This is a genomic window from Corynebacterium sp. HMSC074C01 (assembly GCF_001814605.1).
Lineage (GTDB): Bacteria > Actinomycetota > Actinomycetes > Mycobacteriales > Mycobacteriaceae > Corynebacterium.
Map to the genome: position 1 here is coordinate 128,803 of NZ_KV817260.1, position 17,060 is coordinate 145,862.

At 60.0% G+C, this 17,060-nt stretch carries 13 protein-coding genes, 1 tRNA gene and 1 pseudogene; 11 read left to right on the plus strand and 4 right to left on the minus strand.

Annotated elements, in window-relative coordinates; all coding sequences use genetic code 11:
- Positions 1-22: 22 nt before the first annotated feature.
- From HMPREF2978_RS02235 to HMPREF2978_RS02245, 3 genes are read left to right on the plus strand one after another with little or no spacing between them, the layout of a single operon-like run.
- Positions 23-1,135 carry a potassium channel family protein gene (locus tag HMPREF2978_RS02235; RefSeq protein ID WP_070446120.1) on the plus strand — a complete coding sequence of 371 codons (1,113 nt, stop codon included), beginning with the start codon at positions 23-25 and terminating at the stop codon, positions 1,133-1,135.
- Entirely contained in the window at positions 1,135-1,869 is a 735-nt protein-coding gene (locus HMPREF2978_RS02240) for an NAD(+) diphosphatase (protein ID WP_070719628.1), read from the plus strand. The genes HMPREF2978_RS02235 and HMPREF2978_RS02240 overlap by 1 nt, the downstream gene beginning before the upstream one ends.
- Positions 1,841-3,892: an ATP-dependent DNA helicase UvrD2 gene (locus HMPREF2978_RS02245; RefSeq protein ID WP_201829624.1), complete on the plus strand. Its 2,052-nt coding sequence runs from the start codon at positions 1,841-1,843 to the stop codon at positions 3,890-3,892. The genes HMPREF2978_RS02240 and HMPREF2978_RS02245 overlap by 29 nt, the downstream gene beginning before the upstream one ends.
- 6 nt (positions 3,893-3,898) lie before the next feature.
- Here the strand turns inward: HMPREF2978_RS02245 and HMPREF2978_RS02250 are convergent, their stop codons facing one another.
- Positions 3,899-4,729 (minus strand): hypothetical protein, encoded by an 831-nt coding sequence (locus HMPREF2978_RS02250; protein ID WP_070446114.1) that lies wholly within the window; start codon positions 4,727-4,729, stop codon positions 3,899-3,901.
- 72 nt (positions 4,730-4,801) lie between these two features.
- Here HMPREF2978_RS02250 and HMPREF2978_RS02255 point away from each other — a divergent pair.
- A pseudogene (locus HMPREF2978_RS02255) lies at positions 4,802-5,298 on the plus strand (M48 family metallopeptidase).
- Here the strand turns inward: HMPREF2978_RS02255 and HMPREF2978_RS02260 are convergent.
- Positions 5,295-6,722, minus strand: a complete 1,428-nt coding sequence (locus HMPREF2978_RS02260) for a zinc-dependent metalloprotease (RefSeq protein ID WP_070743895.1) — start codon at positions 6,720-6,722, stop codon at positions 5,295-5,297. The pseudogene HMPREF2978_RS02255 and the gene HMPREF2978_RS02260 overlap by 4 nt on opposite strands.
- Positions 6,723-6,815: 93 nt before the next feature.
- On the opposite strand from HMPREF2978_RS02260, the gene HMPREF2978_RS02265 reads away from it, so the two are divergent.
- Complete coding sequence (locus HMPREF2978_RS02265) at positions 6,816-7,892, plus strand: YlbL family protein (RefSeq protein ID WP_070517854.1); 1,077 nt, start codon at positions 6,816-6,818, stop codon at positions 7,890-7,892.
- Between the two features lie 3 nt (positions 7,893-7,895).
- On the opposite strand, the gene HMPREF2978_RS02270 is transcribed toward HMPREF2978_RS02265, so the two are convergent.
- The gene (locus HMPREF2978_RS02270; RefSeq protein ID WP_070743897.1) at positions 7,896-8,576 is read right to left on the minus strand and encodes a beta-N-acetylglucosaminidase; all 681 of its coding nucleotides are present in this window, start codon (positions 8,574-8,576) and stop codon (positions 7,896-7,898) included.
- A gap of 77 nt (positions 8,577-8,653) precedes the next feature.
- Positions 8,654-9,244 carry a PPA1309 family protein gene (locus HMPREF2978_RS02275; RefSeq protein ID WP_070743899.1) on the minus strand — a complete coding sequence of 197 codons (591 nt, stop codon included), beginning with the start codon at positions 9,242-9,244 and terminating at the stop codon, positions 8,654-8,656.
- Positions 9,245-9,367: 123 nt separating this feature from the next.
- On the opposite strand from HMPREF2978_RS02275, the gene HMPREF2978_RS02280 reads away from it, so the two are divergent.
- The 6 genes from HMPREF2978_RS02280 (at position 9,368) to HMPREF2978_RS02305 (ending at position 17,027) form a co-directional block, all read left to right on the plus strand.
- A complete protein-coding gene (locus HMPREF2978_RS02280) occupies positions 9,368-12,346 on the plus strand; it encodes a UPF0182 family protein (protein WP_070743901.1) in 2,979 nt (992 codons plus the stop codon).
- Between the two features lie 155 nt (positions 12,347-12,501).
- Positions 12,502-12,578, plus strand: a tRNA-Met gene (locus tag HMPREF2978_RS02285).
- A 280-nt stretch (positions 12,579-12,858) separates the two neighbouring features.
- Complete coding sequence (locus tag HMPREF2978_RS02290; RefSeq protein WP_070526170.1) at positions 12,859-14,049, plus strand: adenine-specific methyltransferase EcoRI family protein; 1,191 nt, start codon at positions 12,859-12,861, stop codon at positions 14,047-14,049.
- Positions 14,050-14,052: 3 nt separating this feature from the next.
- Positions 14,053-15,228: an HNH endonuclease family protein gene (locus HMPREF2978_RS02295; protein ID WP_070516682.1), complete on the plus strand. Its 1,176-nt coding sequence runs from the start codon at positions 14,053-14,055 to the stop codon at positions 15,226-15,228.
- 15 nt (positions 15,229-15,243) lie between these two features.
- Entirely contained in the window at positions 15,244-15,816 is a 573-nt protein-coding gene (locus HMPREF2978_RS02300) for a recombinase family protein (RefSeq protein WP_070516680.1), read from the plus strand.
- Between the two features lie 185 nt (positions 15,817-16,001).
- Positions 16,002-17,027 carry a DUF4192 domain-containing protein gene (locus HMPREF2978_RS02305; RefSeq protein ID WP_070516678.1) on the plus strand — a complete coding sequence of 342 codons (1,026 nt, stop codon included), beginning with the start codon at positions 16,002-16,004 and terminating at the stop codon, positions 17,025-17,027.
- Positions 17,028-17,060: the final 33 nt, after the last annotated feature.

Consider the following 17,060-nt stretch of genomic DNA (forward strand, 5'->3'; position numbering starts at 1 on the left):
CATCTAGGGAGGTTGGCGCTTCGTGCCCAAGCACTTAGGCAAACGCATTACGTCGCGTTTCTTGTCGCAGGTAGAGCTGACCTCGCAGCCTGACCATGCGCTGCTTGACGTCATCACGATTCCGCGTACCGCGAGCACCAGCCCGTGGAAGCAACTGGCGCGCCGAGTTATCTGGGCTATGGGGCTGATGGTCTTTGTCACCATCATCGTCTTTTTCGACGGTGATGGCTACAGCGAAGACCTGTCCTTCCTCGATGCCGCCTACTATTCAGCGGTGTCGTTGACCACTGTGGGCTATGGCGATATCGTTCCCGTCACCCCCACCGCGCGCTTCATCAACCTCATTATCGTTACCCCGGCCCGCCTGCTCTTCCTTGTTTTGTTGGTCGGTGCTACCTTGTCGGTTCTGACGGATCGAGCCCGCCGCACCTTTGAAATCCAGAATTGGAGAAAGCAATTGCGTAACCACACCGTTGTCATCGGCTATGGCACTAAGGGCGCTGGTGCGGTCGCCGCCCTCATCGCCGATGACGTTCCCGCCTCCCAAATCGTGGTTGTTGACAACAACCGCGCGGCCCTAGCCAGCGCCGAGCACCACGGCCTCGTCACCATTTACGGCTCCGGAACCAAGCAAGACGTGCTGCGCATCGCCGGCGCGCAGCACGCCTCGTCGGTGGTGGTGACTCCGTCCACGGACGATACCGCGGTGCTGTGTACCTTGTCCGTGCGCGAGCTCAACCCCAAGGCCAAGGTGGTCGCTTCCGTGCGTGAATCCGAGAACCGCCACCTACTCCTCCAATCCGGTGCCGATTCGGTGGTCACCTCCGCAGAGACCGCCGGACGTCTCCTGGGCCTAGCCACCGTGACACCGACGGTGGTGGAGATGATGGAGGACCTCCTCTCGCCGAACGAGGGCTTTTCCGTGGCCGAGCGTGCGGTGCGCGAATTCGAAGTGGGCTCCAATCCACGTCACCTCGCCGACATTGTTCTGGCGGTTCTGCGCAACAACGAGCTACACCGTGTCGATACGGCAGACGCGTATGCACTCAAGCCTGGTGACCGCCTGCTCTATATCAAGCATGAGATGCAGCAGGCTGCGGAAGATACCGATGAAGACGAGGATGAAGGCAACTAATGTTCCTGCCCGTCACCGAGACTGGCCTTGTCCCGGTATCGCCACAAGGCCAGCCGGTCTTTCTGGCTAAGCCGACGGGGGAGATCGTGGTTGCGGCCGGGGATATTCACGCTTTCCTGGTGGAGTCCGAGGCCGCCGAGCGGCTCGGTACACTGCGCGATGCCACCTTCTTTAACGGTCAGCGCGACATTCTCAAAGCCCTGCATCTGATCCGTAACCGTCGGGAAGCGCGCTTTGATCCACGCACTGGGCGGGAGCTGTCCTACCCTGCGCCCGGGGCCGTGGGACACGATGGCGAACGCCTCGTCTTTCCCCGCTTGGATCCCGCCGTCATCGGCATCATTCACCACGCGGAGTCGGACCGTATCCTGCTGGCTCGCAACCGTCACCGTCCAGGATTCTTTTCACTCATCGCCGGCTATGTCGATCCCGGCGAGACCCTTGAAGAAGCGATGATCCGCGAGGCACTGGAGGAAACCGGTCGTCGCGTTGAGTCAGTTTCCTATTGGGGCTCGCAGCCCTGGCCGCCTAGTGGCTCTTTGATGGTGGGCTTTTCCGCGGTCACGGAGGATGTCCAGCCCGTGTGCGATACTGACGAAGAGCTCGCAGAAGTGCGGTGGGTGTCCCGCGCTGAGCTGCCAGAACTGACTATTGCCCGCAAGGGTTCAATTGCACACACGATGATTATGGAGTGGTTCCACGGTGATGAGACCGGATCTGTCCCTGCTCGATGAAGACCAGCGAGCCGCAGCCACGGCGCCGCGCGGCCCAGTCTGCATCCTGGCGGGTGCCGGAACGGGTAAGACCCGCACGATTACCTATCGCATCGCTCACATGGTGGACCAGGGTTTCGTCAACCCGCAGCGCGTTCTGGCCGTCACCTTCACCTCTCGCGCCGCGAGTGAAATGCGCGAGCGGCTCAACCAGATGGGCGTTGGGGGAGTACAAGCCCAAACCTTTCACGCCGCAGCGCGCCGGCAGTTGAAGTACTTTTGGCCGCAGGTTGCTGGGGATCTGCCCTGGCAGCTCATAGACAACAAGTTCAGCCTGGTCGGCCGCGCGGTCCGCTCGCTTGGCCTGGACAACAACAAGGACACGATTCGTGATTTCCTGGGGGAAATCGAATGGGCAAAGTCTTCACTGATTAGCCCCGAGGGCTATCCCGGTGTCATCGAATCCACGGACCGCGAGGCGCCGGGGGATCCGGCCAAGGTGGCGGAGGTCTTCCGCCGCTATGAGGACATGAAGGCCACCCCGGATCTCATGTACCTCGATTTTGATGACTTGCTCATGCACATCGCCGGCGCCATCGAGAACGTGCCTGCGGTGGCGGAGGTCTTCCGTGAGCAGTACCGAACCTTTGTGGTGGACGAGTATCAAGACGTCACCCCCTTGCAGCAGCGAGTACTGGAGGCCTGGTTGGGGGAGCGCGATGACCTGACGGTCGTGGGCGATGCCAACCAGACCATCTATTCCTTCAACGGTGCTTCCCCGGAGTATCTGCTGAATTTTTCCCGCACCTACCCGCAGGCCACCGTGGTCAAGCTGCAGCGAGACTACCGCTCCACCCCGCAAGTGACGGACCTGGCTAACGAGGTCATCTCGAAGGCCACGGGCCGCGCGGCGGGGACCCGCCTGGAGTTGCAGGGCATGCGCGAGCCTGGACCCGAGCCCACGTTTAAGGCCTATGAGTCTGAGGAGATTGAGGCCAAGGAGGTCGCGGGCCAGGTTCTGACCCTGCTGAACCAGGGAGTGAAGGCTTCCGAAATCGCAATTCTTTACCGCATCAACGCGCAATCAGAGCAGTTTGAGCAGGCGCTTGCTGACGCTGGAGTGGTTTACCAAGTCCGCGGTGGCGAAGGCTTCTTCCGCCGCCCAGAGATTTTAGAGGCCATCCGCGTGCTCATCGCTGCCACGCGCCGCGATGATTTGCCGAATGATCCGGTGGCTGTGGCACGTGCGGCCTTCGTGGAGCTGGGGCTGTCCGCCACGGAACCGCAGGGTGCGCAGGCCCGCGAGCGCTGGCAGTCGCTCACGGCCTTGGTGGACCTCATCGCGCAGATCGTGGAGGACCACGAGGGGATAGACCTGCCTGGCGTGCTAGGAGAGCTGCACCGCCGCTCCGAAAACAAGCACAACCCCACGATGGAGGGCGTGACCCTCGCTACCATTCACGCTGCCAAGGGCCTGGAGTGGGATGCGGTGTTCCTCGTAGGTCTCACCGAAAAACTCCTGCCCATTAACCACGCCATCAAAGCCGGCGATGAACACGTGGAGGAGGAGCGCCGCCTCTTTTACGTGGGTATTACCCGTGCACGCGAGCACCTAGCCTTGTCGTGGGCGCTGGCTAAGACCACTGGTTCGCGGGCCTCACGTGAGCGAACCCGCTTCCTGGACGGCGTGGTCCCGGGAATCGAGGAAAGCCAGTCCTCGAACCGTCGCTATCGCCCGCGCCGTTGCCGAGTGTGCTCGGGGCAGCTCAGCAGCCCGGCAGAGAAGGTCCTCGGCCGCCACGAGTGGTGCGAGTATGAGGGTGATGAGGATGTCTTCAACGCGCTGCGCGCGTGGCGGGCGTCGGTGGCGAAGGACTCTCAGGTTCCTGCCTACGTCGTCTTTTCTGATGCCACCCTGCAAGCGATTTCGGAGGCTCTTCCAGCCAACGAGGCGGAGCTGCTGGATATCTCCGGGGTGGGCCCCTCCAAGCTGGAGCGCTATGGCGCGGAGGTTCTGCAGATCATTGCTTCTTCCCGCGGCTAAGAGGAACTAAGAAGCAGCGCAGTACGTGCAGCGAGGATGTTCCATGAGAAGCCTCCGTTGCTCTAGGCCGTAGAGGTCTATCTCCGTGAGTTCGCCGGCGAGCGGCTTGCCACCGGGCGCTCCTGGCGGGGCCGGCCTTCCCAAGAGCCGGCGAATAATCACCACTGCATGCATCACTATCGCAGTGCGCACGATGGGGTCGCCCGGCGCTTCCACTGTCGCGGCGCGGTGGGCCACCTCGTGCCATAGCTCGTCTGATTCGATGCGGTGCAGATGCGCGCACAGCGGGCAGGGGCCAGCCCCGTCGATGCGAACTGGTCCGATGATGCCGCGGGCATCGATCATAGATACCGGCAACCAGGTGGCTGGGGAATTGCGCAGGGCTTGTGCCCATTCCGTGGCGCCATCCAGCATGTCGACAGCCACGATAGGCAGGTGCCCGGCCACGTTTGCGATGTACTCGGCAGGGGTTTCGCTGTGGAGAGGAGAGCGTGGTTGGAAGGAATCACCAAGCAGGACGTCGCGCAGCTCATTGGCCAGGGCGGAGGTCCCCAGCACAGCCACACGCTGCGGCCGGGGCGCCGGCCACAAAACTCGGTAGCTAATCAGATCCTCCACCAAGCTGCGGGCAGCTGAGGGGCTCATGCCCGTATTCTCAATGGACTTTTCAATAGTTTGTCGGGTCAGCGGCGTGCGCAGCCTGTTGAGCAAGCCCGCCAGCTGCGGGTGGGCTTCAAACACGCCGACGCGCGTGGCATCCATCCCGCACTGGAGCATTCCAGGTTCGCGCTTAAGAATCGTGGTTTCCGGCGCCAGCATGTACGTCTGTGCACTCAAGACTGTCCTCCCCGTTGTGCCCCACCCCAGGTGTGTGTAGACACCATTGCACCACAGGTAGAATGCCCTGTCATGTCGAGCAATCCCGAGGTACGTGTCATCCGTTCGGCACGGCGCCGTCGCACCGTCCAAGCCCGCGTGGTCGACGGTGTTCTGGAGGTGCGCATCCCCGCGTGGATGTCAGCGGCGGAAGAGCGCGAAGCGGTGGATGGCATCGTGGCGAAGGTGCGCAAAAGCACACCTCTTCGCAGCTTTCCGACGATTCCCTGGCCGACCGCGCCCGCACACTGAATGCCCGCTTTTTGGAGGGCCGCGCCACGGTGGGTTCCATCCGGTGGGTGAGTAACCAAAAATCCCGCTGGGGTAGCTGCACTACCTCAACGGGCGATATTCGGATTTCTGACCGGCTGCAGGATGTTCCCGACTACGTCCTCGACGCGGTCATCATCCACGAGTTAACGCACACCTTCATCCCGGGTCATGGTCCGGACTTCTGGGAGTGGGCTGACCGCGCGCCCAAAGCCGAGCGCGCGAAAGGATACCTCGAGGCTTACCAGCGTTTCCGCTAGTTCTCTTCGCCCGGCTTGTCCTCTTTATTGTCGTCGCCGTCGGCGTCTGTGTCCTCGCCAGCGCTGTCGCCGGTGTTATCGCTGGCATCGCCCCCGGCATCCTGCTGGCGGAGCATCTCCTCCAGCTTGGAGAACTCGGCTTCAAAGCCCTCATCAGGGGTGTCATCGAGCAAACCGTCGATGAAGGACGCAGGGTTCTCCAGGTGCTCGGCCGTGGGCAGAAGATCCGGGTGGTCCCAGGCGGAGTCACGTTTGTCGGCGCCCACCGCGACGGTGGCGCGGCGCCAGAGTTCAGCGGCGGCCTCCACCTTCGGGGCATTGAGCTCGATGCCGACGACCTGGGAGAAGGCCTTCTCTGCGGAGCCGCCAGTGGAGCGGCGGTGCGCCCACGCCTCGGTCATTGCCTTCGTAGACGGGATGCGCTCTCCCAGGGCCTCGGTCACCACGTGTTCAACCCAGCCCTCAACGAGTGCTAAGAGGGTTTCCAGACGAGAAGCCGCGACTGCGTTGCGGGAGGTGATCCGCGGGGACAGGTCCATGCCCTGTAGCTTGCTCATCGCGTCCTGGATGGCCTCAGGGTCACCGGATTCCAGGTTGAGCTCGCGGGTAGCCTCCTCGATATGGGAGGTATCGATAACCAAGCCCATGGCGTATTCCTCAACGGAGGAGACGAGGCGCTCGACCAACCACGGCACATGCTTGAACAGGCGCTGGCGGGCGGCTTCACGGGCGCCGATGTAGACGAGCACCTCCTGGCCCGGAACGTTGAGATCACGCGCGATGGCCTGAATATTGTGCGGCAAGAGTGCGGTGGTGCTTGCTGGGGAGACCGGCAAGCCGAAATCAGAACCGGTCAATGCCTGCGCAGCCAGATCACCTAGGGCGTGGCCCAGCTTCATACCGAAGTTCATGCCGGACATCGAGTTCATCATCGAAGTCATCGGGCCCATCATCTCGCGGGCCTCCTCCGGCAAGGATTCCAGCTGCGCGGAGTTCATGTGCTCCGCCACCGGGGTGACCATGCGCTGCCACATCGGCAGGGTCGAATCCAGCCACTGCGCGGAATTCCAGGCAGTGACGGTGCCGGATGCGGTGGGGAGAATCGTGGCATCATCCAGCCACAGTTCCGCCAGCCTCACGGCTTCTTGCACGGCGGTGCGGTCCTGCTCGCTGACCTCTTTATCGCCGGAGATCTGCTGGTGCGCGATGCGCTTGGCCAAGTCATAGTTGACCGGGCCGGAACCCTCCGGGGAATTCATGGAGGAGCCCATGCCGGACAGCATCTGGCCGAACTGATTCAATAGGTCTCCTAGGCCACCGTTGCCCGCGCTGAAGCCGAAGGCGCCGAACGGGTTCTGGTCGCGACGATCGTTATCATCGTCATCGTCGTTATTGGGGAAGGAAAAACCGAATCCGTTGCTCATGGGGCCTAATCTACTAGGTTTCCTAGCGCGGATTCTAGGACCACGGCAACGCTGAGAGCGAACAAGCATCACGAGGCTGTAGGCTGATCCTCCGTGAAATCTTCGCAGAACCCCCGAACTCGCCGCCTGTCCACCCTGACGTGGGGAGCCATTCCGGTGGTGTTGACGGGAGCCCTGCTCAGCGTTGACCACATCCCCGGTACCGACATCACCCTGTCGGTGCCGTACGCCGCCGAAGGACCAGGTCCGACCGTGGACACCTTGGGTGAAGTGGAGGGAGAACCGGTGGTCAACGTCGAGGCCCCAGAAACGTTCCAGCCGCAGGGGCATCTCAACATGACGACGGTCTCCGTGCGCACCAATATGACGTTGGCTCAAGCTTTGGGGCGGTGGCTTTTCACCGATGACACCATCGTCCCCATCGACAGCGTCATCCCGCAAGGCAAGACGGATGAGGAAGTTCAGGAAGCCAATCAACAGGCTTTTACCCAGTCTGAGTCAGCGGCCACCGTCGCCGCCATGAACTACCTGCACAAGCCCGTGCGTATCGAGGTAGCACAGGTGCTCGACGACGGCCCCGCAGCGGGCGCGCTTGACGACGCCGACATCATCACCGCCGTCAACGGCGACAAGGTCACGGAGCCTGGCCAGGTACAGGAGAAGATCCGCGCTCTTAAGCCCGGTGATGAAGTGAAGCTGGGGATTATTCGCAAGGGCGAGGAAAAGACTGTCCGGGTCACCCTCGGCTCTCACCCCGAGCAGGAGGACGTGGCCCTGCTAGGCATCCTTATGACCTCGGTGCCCACCGAAGACATCACGGTGGATTACAACCTGCAGGACATCGGCGGCCCCTCGGCTGGCATGATGTTTACCTTGGCGGTGATTGACAAGCTCTCTAGTGAGGATCTCACCGGCGGCCGGTTTGTCGCCGGCACCGGCACTATTGGTGAGGACGGCGAAGTCGGCCCCATTGGCGGTATCGTCCACAAGGTCCACGCAGCGCAGGAAGCGGGCGCCGAACTATTCCTCGCCCCAGCCGACAACTGCGCGGAGGCGGTCAGCCGCGATACTGGGGACATGGTGGTGGCCAAGGTCCACACGCTGGACGATGCCATCGAGGCCATGCAGGACTTTGCGGAGGGCAAGCCCGTCGAGACCTGCGAAGGTTAGACCTTACACCAAGCCAAGCTCCTTGAGGCGCTCCTCCGGATCGTCCTGATCCGTGGAGATCATCTGCTGCATGATGAGGCCCTCATCGTTGTCAACGACGGTGAGGATGGCCGTGTTGCCCAGCATGGACCAGCCCACGACGCGGTTGCCGCTGTCCTCGATGACGCGGGAGCTGCGCAGCTCGGTGAGCACCTGGGTGGTCTGGGAAGCCTTGGTCTTGGACTTGAAGAACTGGAACTGTCCCACCTCGGAGCCGGAGCAGTTGAAAGAATCCGTCACGCCATTGGGATCGCAGCGGTCGAACTGCGCGAAGATCTCTTCCGGCACGAGGCCACCGAAGATCTTATAAGCCTGCTCCACAGAGTCGGTGAACTTGCCGCTGGGCTCCGCGGACTCGCTGGCGTCCTTGTCTTTGTCTTTGCGGTCGGCGTAGCTGCGGGTTGAGGATTCATCCTCCGCCTCCGAGCTGTCTGCAGACTCGGAGGTGGCGGGAGTAGTCGTCTCGGATTCCTCAGCGGAGGTTGCCGGGGCCGGGGCGCTGGTCTTCTCCGCGGCGGCGGTCGTTGCTTCGCTCGCAGGCGCTGGTTCAGGGGAGGGGGCATCGTCCTTCCCACATGCGGAGAGCAGGCAGCCGGTGGCAAGCACGGCCGAAGCTGCGGTGGTGAAGCGGGATGTCAAGCGCACGAGAGACTCCTCTATCAATTGCGTGCCCAGCCCCGAGAGCTGAGCGCTAATGGCCACTGCAGTCTGAGTTTAGTCGATTAGAGCATTTCCTCCGGATCTTGCTCCAACCCGTAGCACAGCGCAGCGATGACCCCAGGCGCCACATTCGGCCCGCCACGCAGTTGGATATCGTCTTCCGCGAAGGGGCCGGCCTCCGCCAGCTCTTCCTCGGTGGGACGTAACTGCAAAAGTGTGAGCTCGGCGCCATCGTCGTCGAAACTCTCCGCATCGGCTGTGGAGCTGCCGTCCAGGGCGGTGGCCCGCAGGACTCCGGAGAAGAGGCGGGCGGGGCGGGCGTCGCCAAGCGCGGCGTCCGAGGTGTCCTTGAACATGATCTCCTGTGCCAGGATGACGCCGGCGATCTCTCGCGGCCATGCTAGCCGCGAGACGTAATCCGCGAGGTGTTCCGAGCCCGGTTCGATGCCTTCCGGCAACTCTTGCACCACGAGGGTGAGGGGAGAGGAGTCATCGACGTCCCCAAGTTGGGCGGCCACCAGCTCAGTAGGGACGAGAGCAAAAAGGGTAGGAGGTGCATCCCAGCCTTCGGCGTGGATGAAATCCACGGCCTCGCGCATGGCCTTGTTGAGCGCGCGGTGTACAGCAGGCTGGGAGGAAGGTTGGGAACTCATAAGCGTCCTTGTTCGTTGACGGTCATAGTGCTTCTCTAGACTAGAAGCTTGATACCTCTATATTCGCACGACACTTGATTGGAGCTGGAGTTGGCTTCCGGACTCAACCGACCCACCGCCCCGATGAAACGTCCGCCCAAATTTCTCTCGTGGGTTGTCGCCATCATCGCGGTCCTCTTGTTCATTGGCCCCATGTTGGTGGGCTTCTATACGGATTGGAAGTGGTTCGGCGCGATTGAGTTCCGCGGGGTCTTCACCAAGACCCTGATCACGCGCATCGTTCTCTTCGTCCTCTTCGGCCTCGTGGCAGCGGCTGTTACCTACGTAGCGGGCCTGATTGTGTGGCGGGGGCGCGGCGATTCGATGGACATGGCGGACTTCAATTCCCCTGTCTATCAGTACCGTAAGTCCATTGAGAGCACGATGAGTGTCTTCCTCAAGGTCATCCCGGTCCTCGTCGGCGTTGTCTCTGGACTGTTGGGGCAGGCAAATTGGCGCACCGTCATGCTCTTCCTCAATTCTCATGACTTTGGGGTGACGGACCCGCAGTTCAACCACGACCTTGGCTTCTACGCATTCCGCTTGCCGGTGTGGTCAATACTGGTCAACGCGGCTTCCATGCTGGTCGCAGTGTGCTTCCTCATTGCACTCGTGGGGCATTACATCCTTGGTGGCATTCGCTTGGGCAATCGCGCCGCCGGCGTGCGTGGTTCGCTGTCGAAAGCAGCGCGTACACAGCTCGCAGTAACCGGTGGTATTTGGATGCTGCTCCAGGTGGCCGGCTACTGGCTGGGGCGTTACGAGTTGCTGTATAACCAGCATTCGTTGTTTACGGGTGGTTCCTACACGGATATCAATGCCTACCTGCCGGCAAAGATCATTCTCATGATCATCGGCGTGTTCGTGGCCGTGGCGATTTTCTCTGCTGTGGTGATTAAGGACCTGCGCATTCCGGGCCTGGCCGTAGTTCTCATGGTGCTGTCTTCCTTGGTCATTGGCCAGGGCTGGCCGCTCATCATGGAGCGCTTCTCCGTGAACCCGAACCGTCAGGCTAAAGAGGCTGAGTCCATCTCCCGCAACATCGAGTCCACCCGTTTTGCCTATGGCCTCACCGATGACAAGGTGACCTACGAGGAGAACTGGGGCGCGGAGGACGTCGCCGATGACAAGGTCGCCTCGGATGACTCCACCATCTCTAACCTGCGCTTGCTGGACCCGGATATTTTGGCGCCGACGTTTACCCAGATGCAGCAGCTGAAGAACTTCTACGGCTTCCCAGAGACGCTGGCGATGGACCGCTATGAAATCGACGGCGAACTCCGTGACTTCGTGGTTGCTGCCCGCGAGCTGGATCCGAATGAGCTGCAAGAAAACCAGCAGAACTGGATCAACCGCCACACCGTCTATACGCATGGCAATGGCTTTATTGCGGCGCAGGCGAACACGGTCGATGAGGTGGCTCGTGACGCCGGTTCCGCCCGCGGTGGTTTCCCCATCTTCACGGTGGCTGACTTGCAGACCCAGGCAGGTAAGGACGCCGAGGGCGAGGGCGAAACCAAGAATGCTGAAGAATCCCTCGGCATCAAGGTGGACCAGCCGCGCACCTACTTCGGCCCGGTTATCGCTAGCGCCCAGGACGGTATGGACTACGCCATCGTGGGCAAGACCGGTGATGAGTCCGTCGAGTACGACACCGATACCTCCACCTACACCTATGACGGCAAGGGTGGCGTCGACATCGGCAACATCGTTGACCGCGCTGCCTTTGCGCTGAAGTACCAGGAACTCAACTTCCTGCTGTCGGACCGCGTGGGGCCGGAGTCCAAGCTGCTCTATGACCGCGACCCGCGCGAGCGCGTGGAGAAGGTTGCTCCCTGGCTGACGACGGATTCCTCCACCTACCCGGCGGTTATCGACGGCCGCATCAAGTGGATCGTTGACGGCTACACCACCTTGGATTCCCTGCCGTATTCCCAGCGCACCTCCCTGACGGAGACCACCCAGGACGCGCAGAATCCGACGGGCACGACGCAGCGCCTGGTCAATGATCAGGTGGGCTATATCCGTAACTCGGTGAAGGCGACTGTCGACGCCTACGATGGCACCGTCGATCTCTATGAGTTCGACACCGAAGACCCCGTGCTTAAGGCATGGGAGGGGGTCTTCCCGGGCGTCGTCAAGCCCGAGTCGGAGATCTCCGATGAGCTGCGTCAGCACATGCGTTACCCGGAGGACATGTTCAAGGTGCAGCGCAACCTGCTGGCCAAGTACCACGTGGATGACCCGGGCGTCTTCTTCAACAACGATGCCTTCTGGTCCGTGCCGGAGGACCCGACCGCCGGCGAGTCCCAGGGCTTGAACCAGCCGCCGTACTACGTGCTGGCTTCCGACCCGGAGACCAACAAGCCGAGCTTCCAGCTCATCACCTCTTACCGCGGTCTGAACCGTCAGTTCCTCTCTGCGCACATGGCGGTGTCCTCGGACCCGGATACCTACGGTGATATCACCGTGCGCGTGCTGCCGACGAATACCCAGACCCAAGGCCCTAAGCAGGCGCAGGACGCCATGATGTCTTCTGATCAGGTGGCTCGTGACCGCACACTGTGGCAGGGCTCGAATGACCTGAAGAACGGTAACCTGCTGGCCCTGCCGGTGGGTGGGGGAGAGATCCTCTACTTGGAGCCGATCTACTCGCAGCGCAAGGGCCAGGAGTCTGCGTTCCCGAAGCTGTTGCGCGTGCTGGTGTCCTACAAGGGGCGCGTGGGCTATGCGCCGACGATTGGTGAGGCCCTAGAGCAGGTCGGCATCGACCCGAAGGCCGCCCAGGACATCACCGAAATTGAGGGTGACTCCGGCAAGCAGACGGAGAAGGATGACGAGGAGGCCAATGCCGCCGATAAGAAGGACGAAGAGAAGGACTCTGAGTCTTCCGCACCGGCCTCCGCTCCGAAGGCATCTGACGAGGGTGAGGCTATCGACGCCATCAACAAGGCTCTCGATGGTGTAGACAAGGCCAAGAACGGCTCCTTTGAGGAGTATGGCAAGGCCCTGGACGAGCTCGATAAGGCAGTGGAGGACTACCGCTCCCTGCAGTCTCAGTAAGTCCGGATAGGTGCCGGCGAAAACTCGGCGCCTCACCTATGAAATGGCGCCTGCCCAGGGGATTTGGGTAGGCGCCAAGGTGTCTGTATAGTTACATCCGTCGCCAGCACACGGGACAGTGTGCAGAGCGCTTGATGTTTGGAAGTACATCTCGACGCGGGGTGGAGCAGCTCGGTAGCTCGCTGGGCTCATAACCCAGAGGTCGTAGGTTCGAATCCTGCCCCCGCTACCAACTTCCGACCCCTACCAGGGAATATCCTGGTAGGGGTCTTCTTCATTTTGTACTGAAATCGCCACTTGGTGCACTAGATGGTGCACTGGGCTCAAAATCCTGCACCATGCAAGACTGTGGCACGTCAACAAAACGGCGCATGTTTTTCGGATCTTCTACTACGAACGTCTCTAGAAAACACCGACACTCCGCTAAGATTGTCTTTGAGCGCGAGTTACCGGGATGCCCGTTTATGGGGCACGGGCCGAAGACTGAATCAATCTACAAGGTGATGTAGGCAATGGGCGGCAATACTAACTTAGGCACAGCCAAGACTGCCAAGAAGGACGAGTTCTACACGCAGTGGAATGACATTGAAAACGAGATGCAAGCCTATCTCGAATACGACCCCGACGTATTCAGAGGTAAGACAGTTCTGCTGCCGTGTGACGATCCGGGGGCAAGTAACTTCACCAAGTACTTTGCACTGAACTTTGAGAAGTTCGGCTTGAAGAAGCTGATCTCTACGTCTTATGCGCCAGCATCAAACCCAGCCGTGACTGAGAAGGGGCAGATGCTGCTGGACTTCGCACTTGGCGAGGACCAGGACGAGAAGTTCAACGAAGACGACACCTGGCACAGAGGCCGCATTTACGTCCTTGAACAGGGCACGGATCTTAACGATGACGGCAAACTGAACAAGGAAGATCTCAAGTGGGATTACCTTGAGGGAGACGGAGACTTCCGCTCCGAGGAGGTCACGAAACTTCGTGATGAGGCCGACATCGTAGTTACCAACCCACCGTTCTCGCTGTTCCGAGAGTTCCTTGCGTGGCTGATCGAGGGCGAGGTCCAGTTTTCCGTTATCGGGAACATGAACTCTGTCACATACAGGGACGTTTTTCCACTGTTCCAAGAAAATAGGACTTGGTACGGGCCTTCTATCTCTAGCGGTGATCGAGAGTTTCGTGTGCCAGAAAGTTATCCTCTCACTGCTGCAGGGCATCGCGTGGATGAACTGGGTAATAAATTCGTTCGCGTAAAAGGCGTCCGATGGTTTACCAATATCGAACACGGTCGCCGCCATGAACCACTGGTTCTGATGACGATGGATGACAACCTTCTTTATGGATCGAAGAGGGTTCGAGAAACTGCGTACGTCAAATACGACAACTACGACGCTATTGAGGTGCCGGAGACCAAGGGTATTCCAAGCGATTACGACGGTGTTATGGGGGTACCCATCTCATTCTTGGACAAATACAGTCCAGAGCAGTTCGAGATTATCTGGCGGGGCGGGGATATGGAATGGGCTGAAAATGAATGTACGTTCTTTACCCCTCCGGCGAAGGAGCAACAGCAAAAGCATCGCGCCGCCAACAAAACGTGGCGTGTGCAAAACGCCTATGTGCTGAATGATGATGGTTCAGCACAAACTATCTACCAGCGTATCTTCATCCGCCACCGCCACCCCGAGACCAAGGAGTCCTAAGTCATGGAAGCAAAACTCAACCCCCGCAAGATCCGTGACATCGTAGACGGATTTCACTACAACGAACTCGAAGGCAAAGGCCTGTACGGTTTGGCTGGCAACCTCACCATCCAGCCGGAGTACCAGCGCAACTACATCTACAACGACGGTAAGAAAGACGTAGCCGTCATCGACTCGCTGCTCAAGGGCTATCCACTGGGGCTAATTTACTTCAACCAGCCCAAGCAGTACGAAGGCAAGTTCGAGATCCTCGACGGTCAGCAGCGCATTACCTCTATCGGGCGCTTCTACAAAGACCTGTTCGTCGTCAAAGACACTGACGGCAATGAGCAGTATTTCTCGTCGCTGGGCAAACACCAGCAAGAGCAGATCCTTGAGACTGAGTTGCTCATTTACGACTGCTATGGCACTGAGGCCGAGATCAAGGAGTGGTTCAAGACCATCAACATCGTCGGTGTGCCGCTTACAGCCCAAGAGCTACGCAATGCCGTGTACTCGGGTCAGTTCGTCGATGCTGCTAAGAAGGTCTTTTCTAACTCCGGCTCAGCGATCATGTCGAAGTGGTCGAACTTCGTTAAGGGCGACCCAGCCCGCCAGGAGGTGCTTGAAGTAGCGCTGGACTGGATCGCTCAGCGTGAAGGCACCACCATCGATAGTTACATGGCAAAGCACCGTGAAGACGATAACTGCAACGAACTACAGACTTACTTCAAGGCTGTTATCGACTGGGCGGCAAGTGTGTTCAAAATGACAGACACGTCCATGCGAGGCATCGAATGGAACACGCTGTATGAGCAGTACGGCGCCAAAGGCTACAACGCGACTGAGATGACGGCTGCTGCAAAGGAGTTGCTGTCTGACCCGCAAATTCAGTCCAAGAAGGGTATCTACGAGTACCTGCTTGGCGGCAAGACAGACACCAAACTACTTAACGTACGTGTCTTCACTGAAGCGGTGAAGAAGCGCGTCTACAAGCGCCAGACTGATGCTGCAAAACAGAAGGGTGTCTCCAACTGCTCGTATTGCGCTATCGGTCACGATGAAAAGAAAGCAAAGATCTGGGCGCTTAAAGAAATGGACGCTGATCACGTCACTGCGTGGTCCAAGGGTGGATCGACCGAGGAGAGCAACTGCGAGTTGCTCTGCAAGTCGCACAACCGTGCCAAAGGCAACGCTTAAAGTCGGTGATTAACCATGCTCATCGGCTACGCACGTGTCTCCACGTCGAAACAAGGGCAGTCGCTCGACACCCAGCGTGAGGCGCTCATCGACGCTGGCTGCGATGAAAACCACATCTACACAGATACGATCTCGGGCACGAAGTGGCAGCGCCCCGGCCTTGATGACGCGCTGGCGTATATGCGCCCCGACGACACGCTGGTTGTGACCAGGCTCGACCGTCTTGGTCGCAGCCTCGCTGAGACGGTGAATACTATCGCTGACTTGGCGGAACGTGATATCAACGTGAAAGTGCTCGAACCCGCGCTGGACACGTCGCGTCCTGCTGACAAAGTGGTCATTAACGTCATGGCCTCTCTCGCTGAGTGGGAAAGAGACCTGCTGATCCAGCGCACCCGTGAAGGCGTAGCGCACGCCCGCGCCCAGGGCAGGGTCGCCGGGCCGAAACCGAAGCTCACTAACGAGCAAGCCCAGGTTGCCAAGGAACTCATCGACGGTGGTAAGTCCGTCAGTGCAGTGGCGAGGACGTTCAACGTGTCCAGGCCGACCATCTACAGAGCCATCGAGCGCCTTGAGGCTGACGCATAACAGCCGAGACCTATCACGAGGGCTGCGTCGCTAGCGCGCACACCCTGCAAGCAAGCACCAGGCGAGCGCTAGCGACGCACTGAGTACGTGGGGGTGCTGCAGGGCGCGGTAATAGCACTGCCCGGCACAGCCGGGGCCAAATACGGGATTGACCACACACATCCCGTATTTGGCAAGGAGTGCTCATGTCCACCTATTCGCAAACGCTTACATCTCACGGCGATATTCTCGCCAACATCCCCGGTATCCTGGGCTTTTACCCGCAGAACTCGCTGGTGCTCGCGTTCTTCGACCGCAACAGTGACACCCCTGGCCTGCACTTAGGCCCTCTCGCCAGGCTCGACCTCGATGACGCCGTGCAGACGCTAACCGCCAACCAATCGCAGTTCGCTGCATGGTCTGGCCGCGTCAACGCTGACGCTGTTATCGCTTACGTGATAAACGCGGACCCCTCAGCAGCAGATGACCTGGCAGAATTCCTGCTCAGCGAAGACTCACCTCTGCCGACCGTGCTTGCGATCGTGCAGGTTCCCGAGCTTACTTCTGGGACCGGTTGGTGGACTGTGTATCAGCAACTGAGCCTCTCAGCACCGCGCACCGGGGTTGTCAGCGAGGTCGCCGGCTCTGCTGCGCTGCAGCAGATGGTGTTGGACACTGGGCAGCTTCCAGCGCTGTCTCGCGCAGAGCTAGAAGAGCGTTTGGACAGCACAGCTCACGGTATCGACGACGCTGTATACCGAAACATCATCGCCGACGTCGAGGGGTACGAGAATGAGATACATTTTCTCCGTGACGATCTACAGCATGAGTACGAGAAGGCTGCAAAGGGTGTCTCTGACCCCACCGATACACAGGCCATCCGTGCTGCGCTGAGGTGTTTTACGACTCCCATGTTGCGTGATCCACTGCTCGGCGCACTGCTGGACGAGCCTGAGAAGGGTCTGGCGTTCGCAGAAACTCTTATGTGTGTCGTGCCACGAGACTGGCTCAAGATGCGCTCGCAGATAACCGCTACCGTCGCTGTACTCGCACAAGCCACTGGGCAGACTGGCCTGGCCGGTGTAGCTGCTCATAAAGCCACTGAGCTAAGTGATACCGAGAACTTTCCGAACCTGGTGGCCAGATCCATCAGCCTCGGCCTAGGCAGCAAGCTCATCACGAGCGTCAAACAGGGCGCGTCGAAAGCACATTACCTCCTGTTCGATGCTTAAGTGGCCCTTCCGGTTTTAGAGTGCGTTGATTTT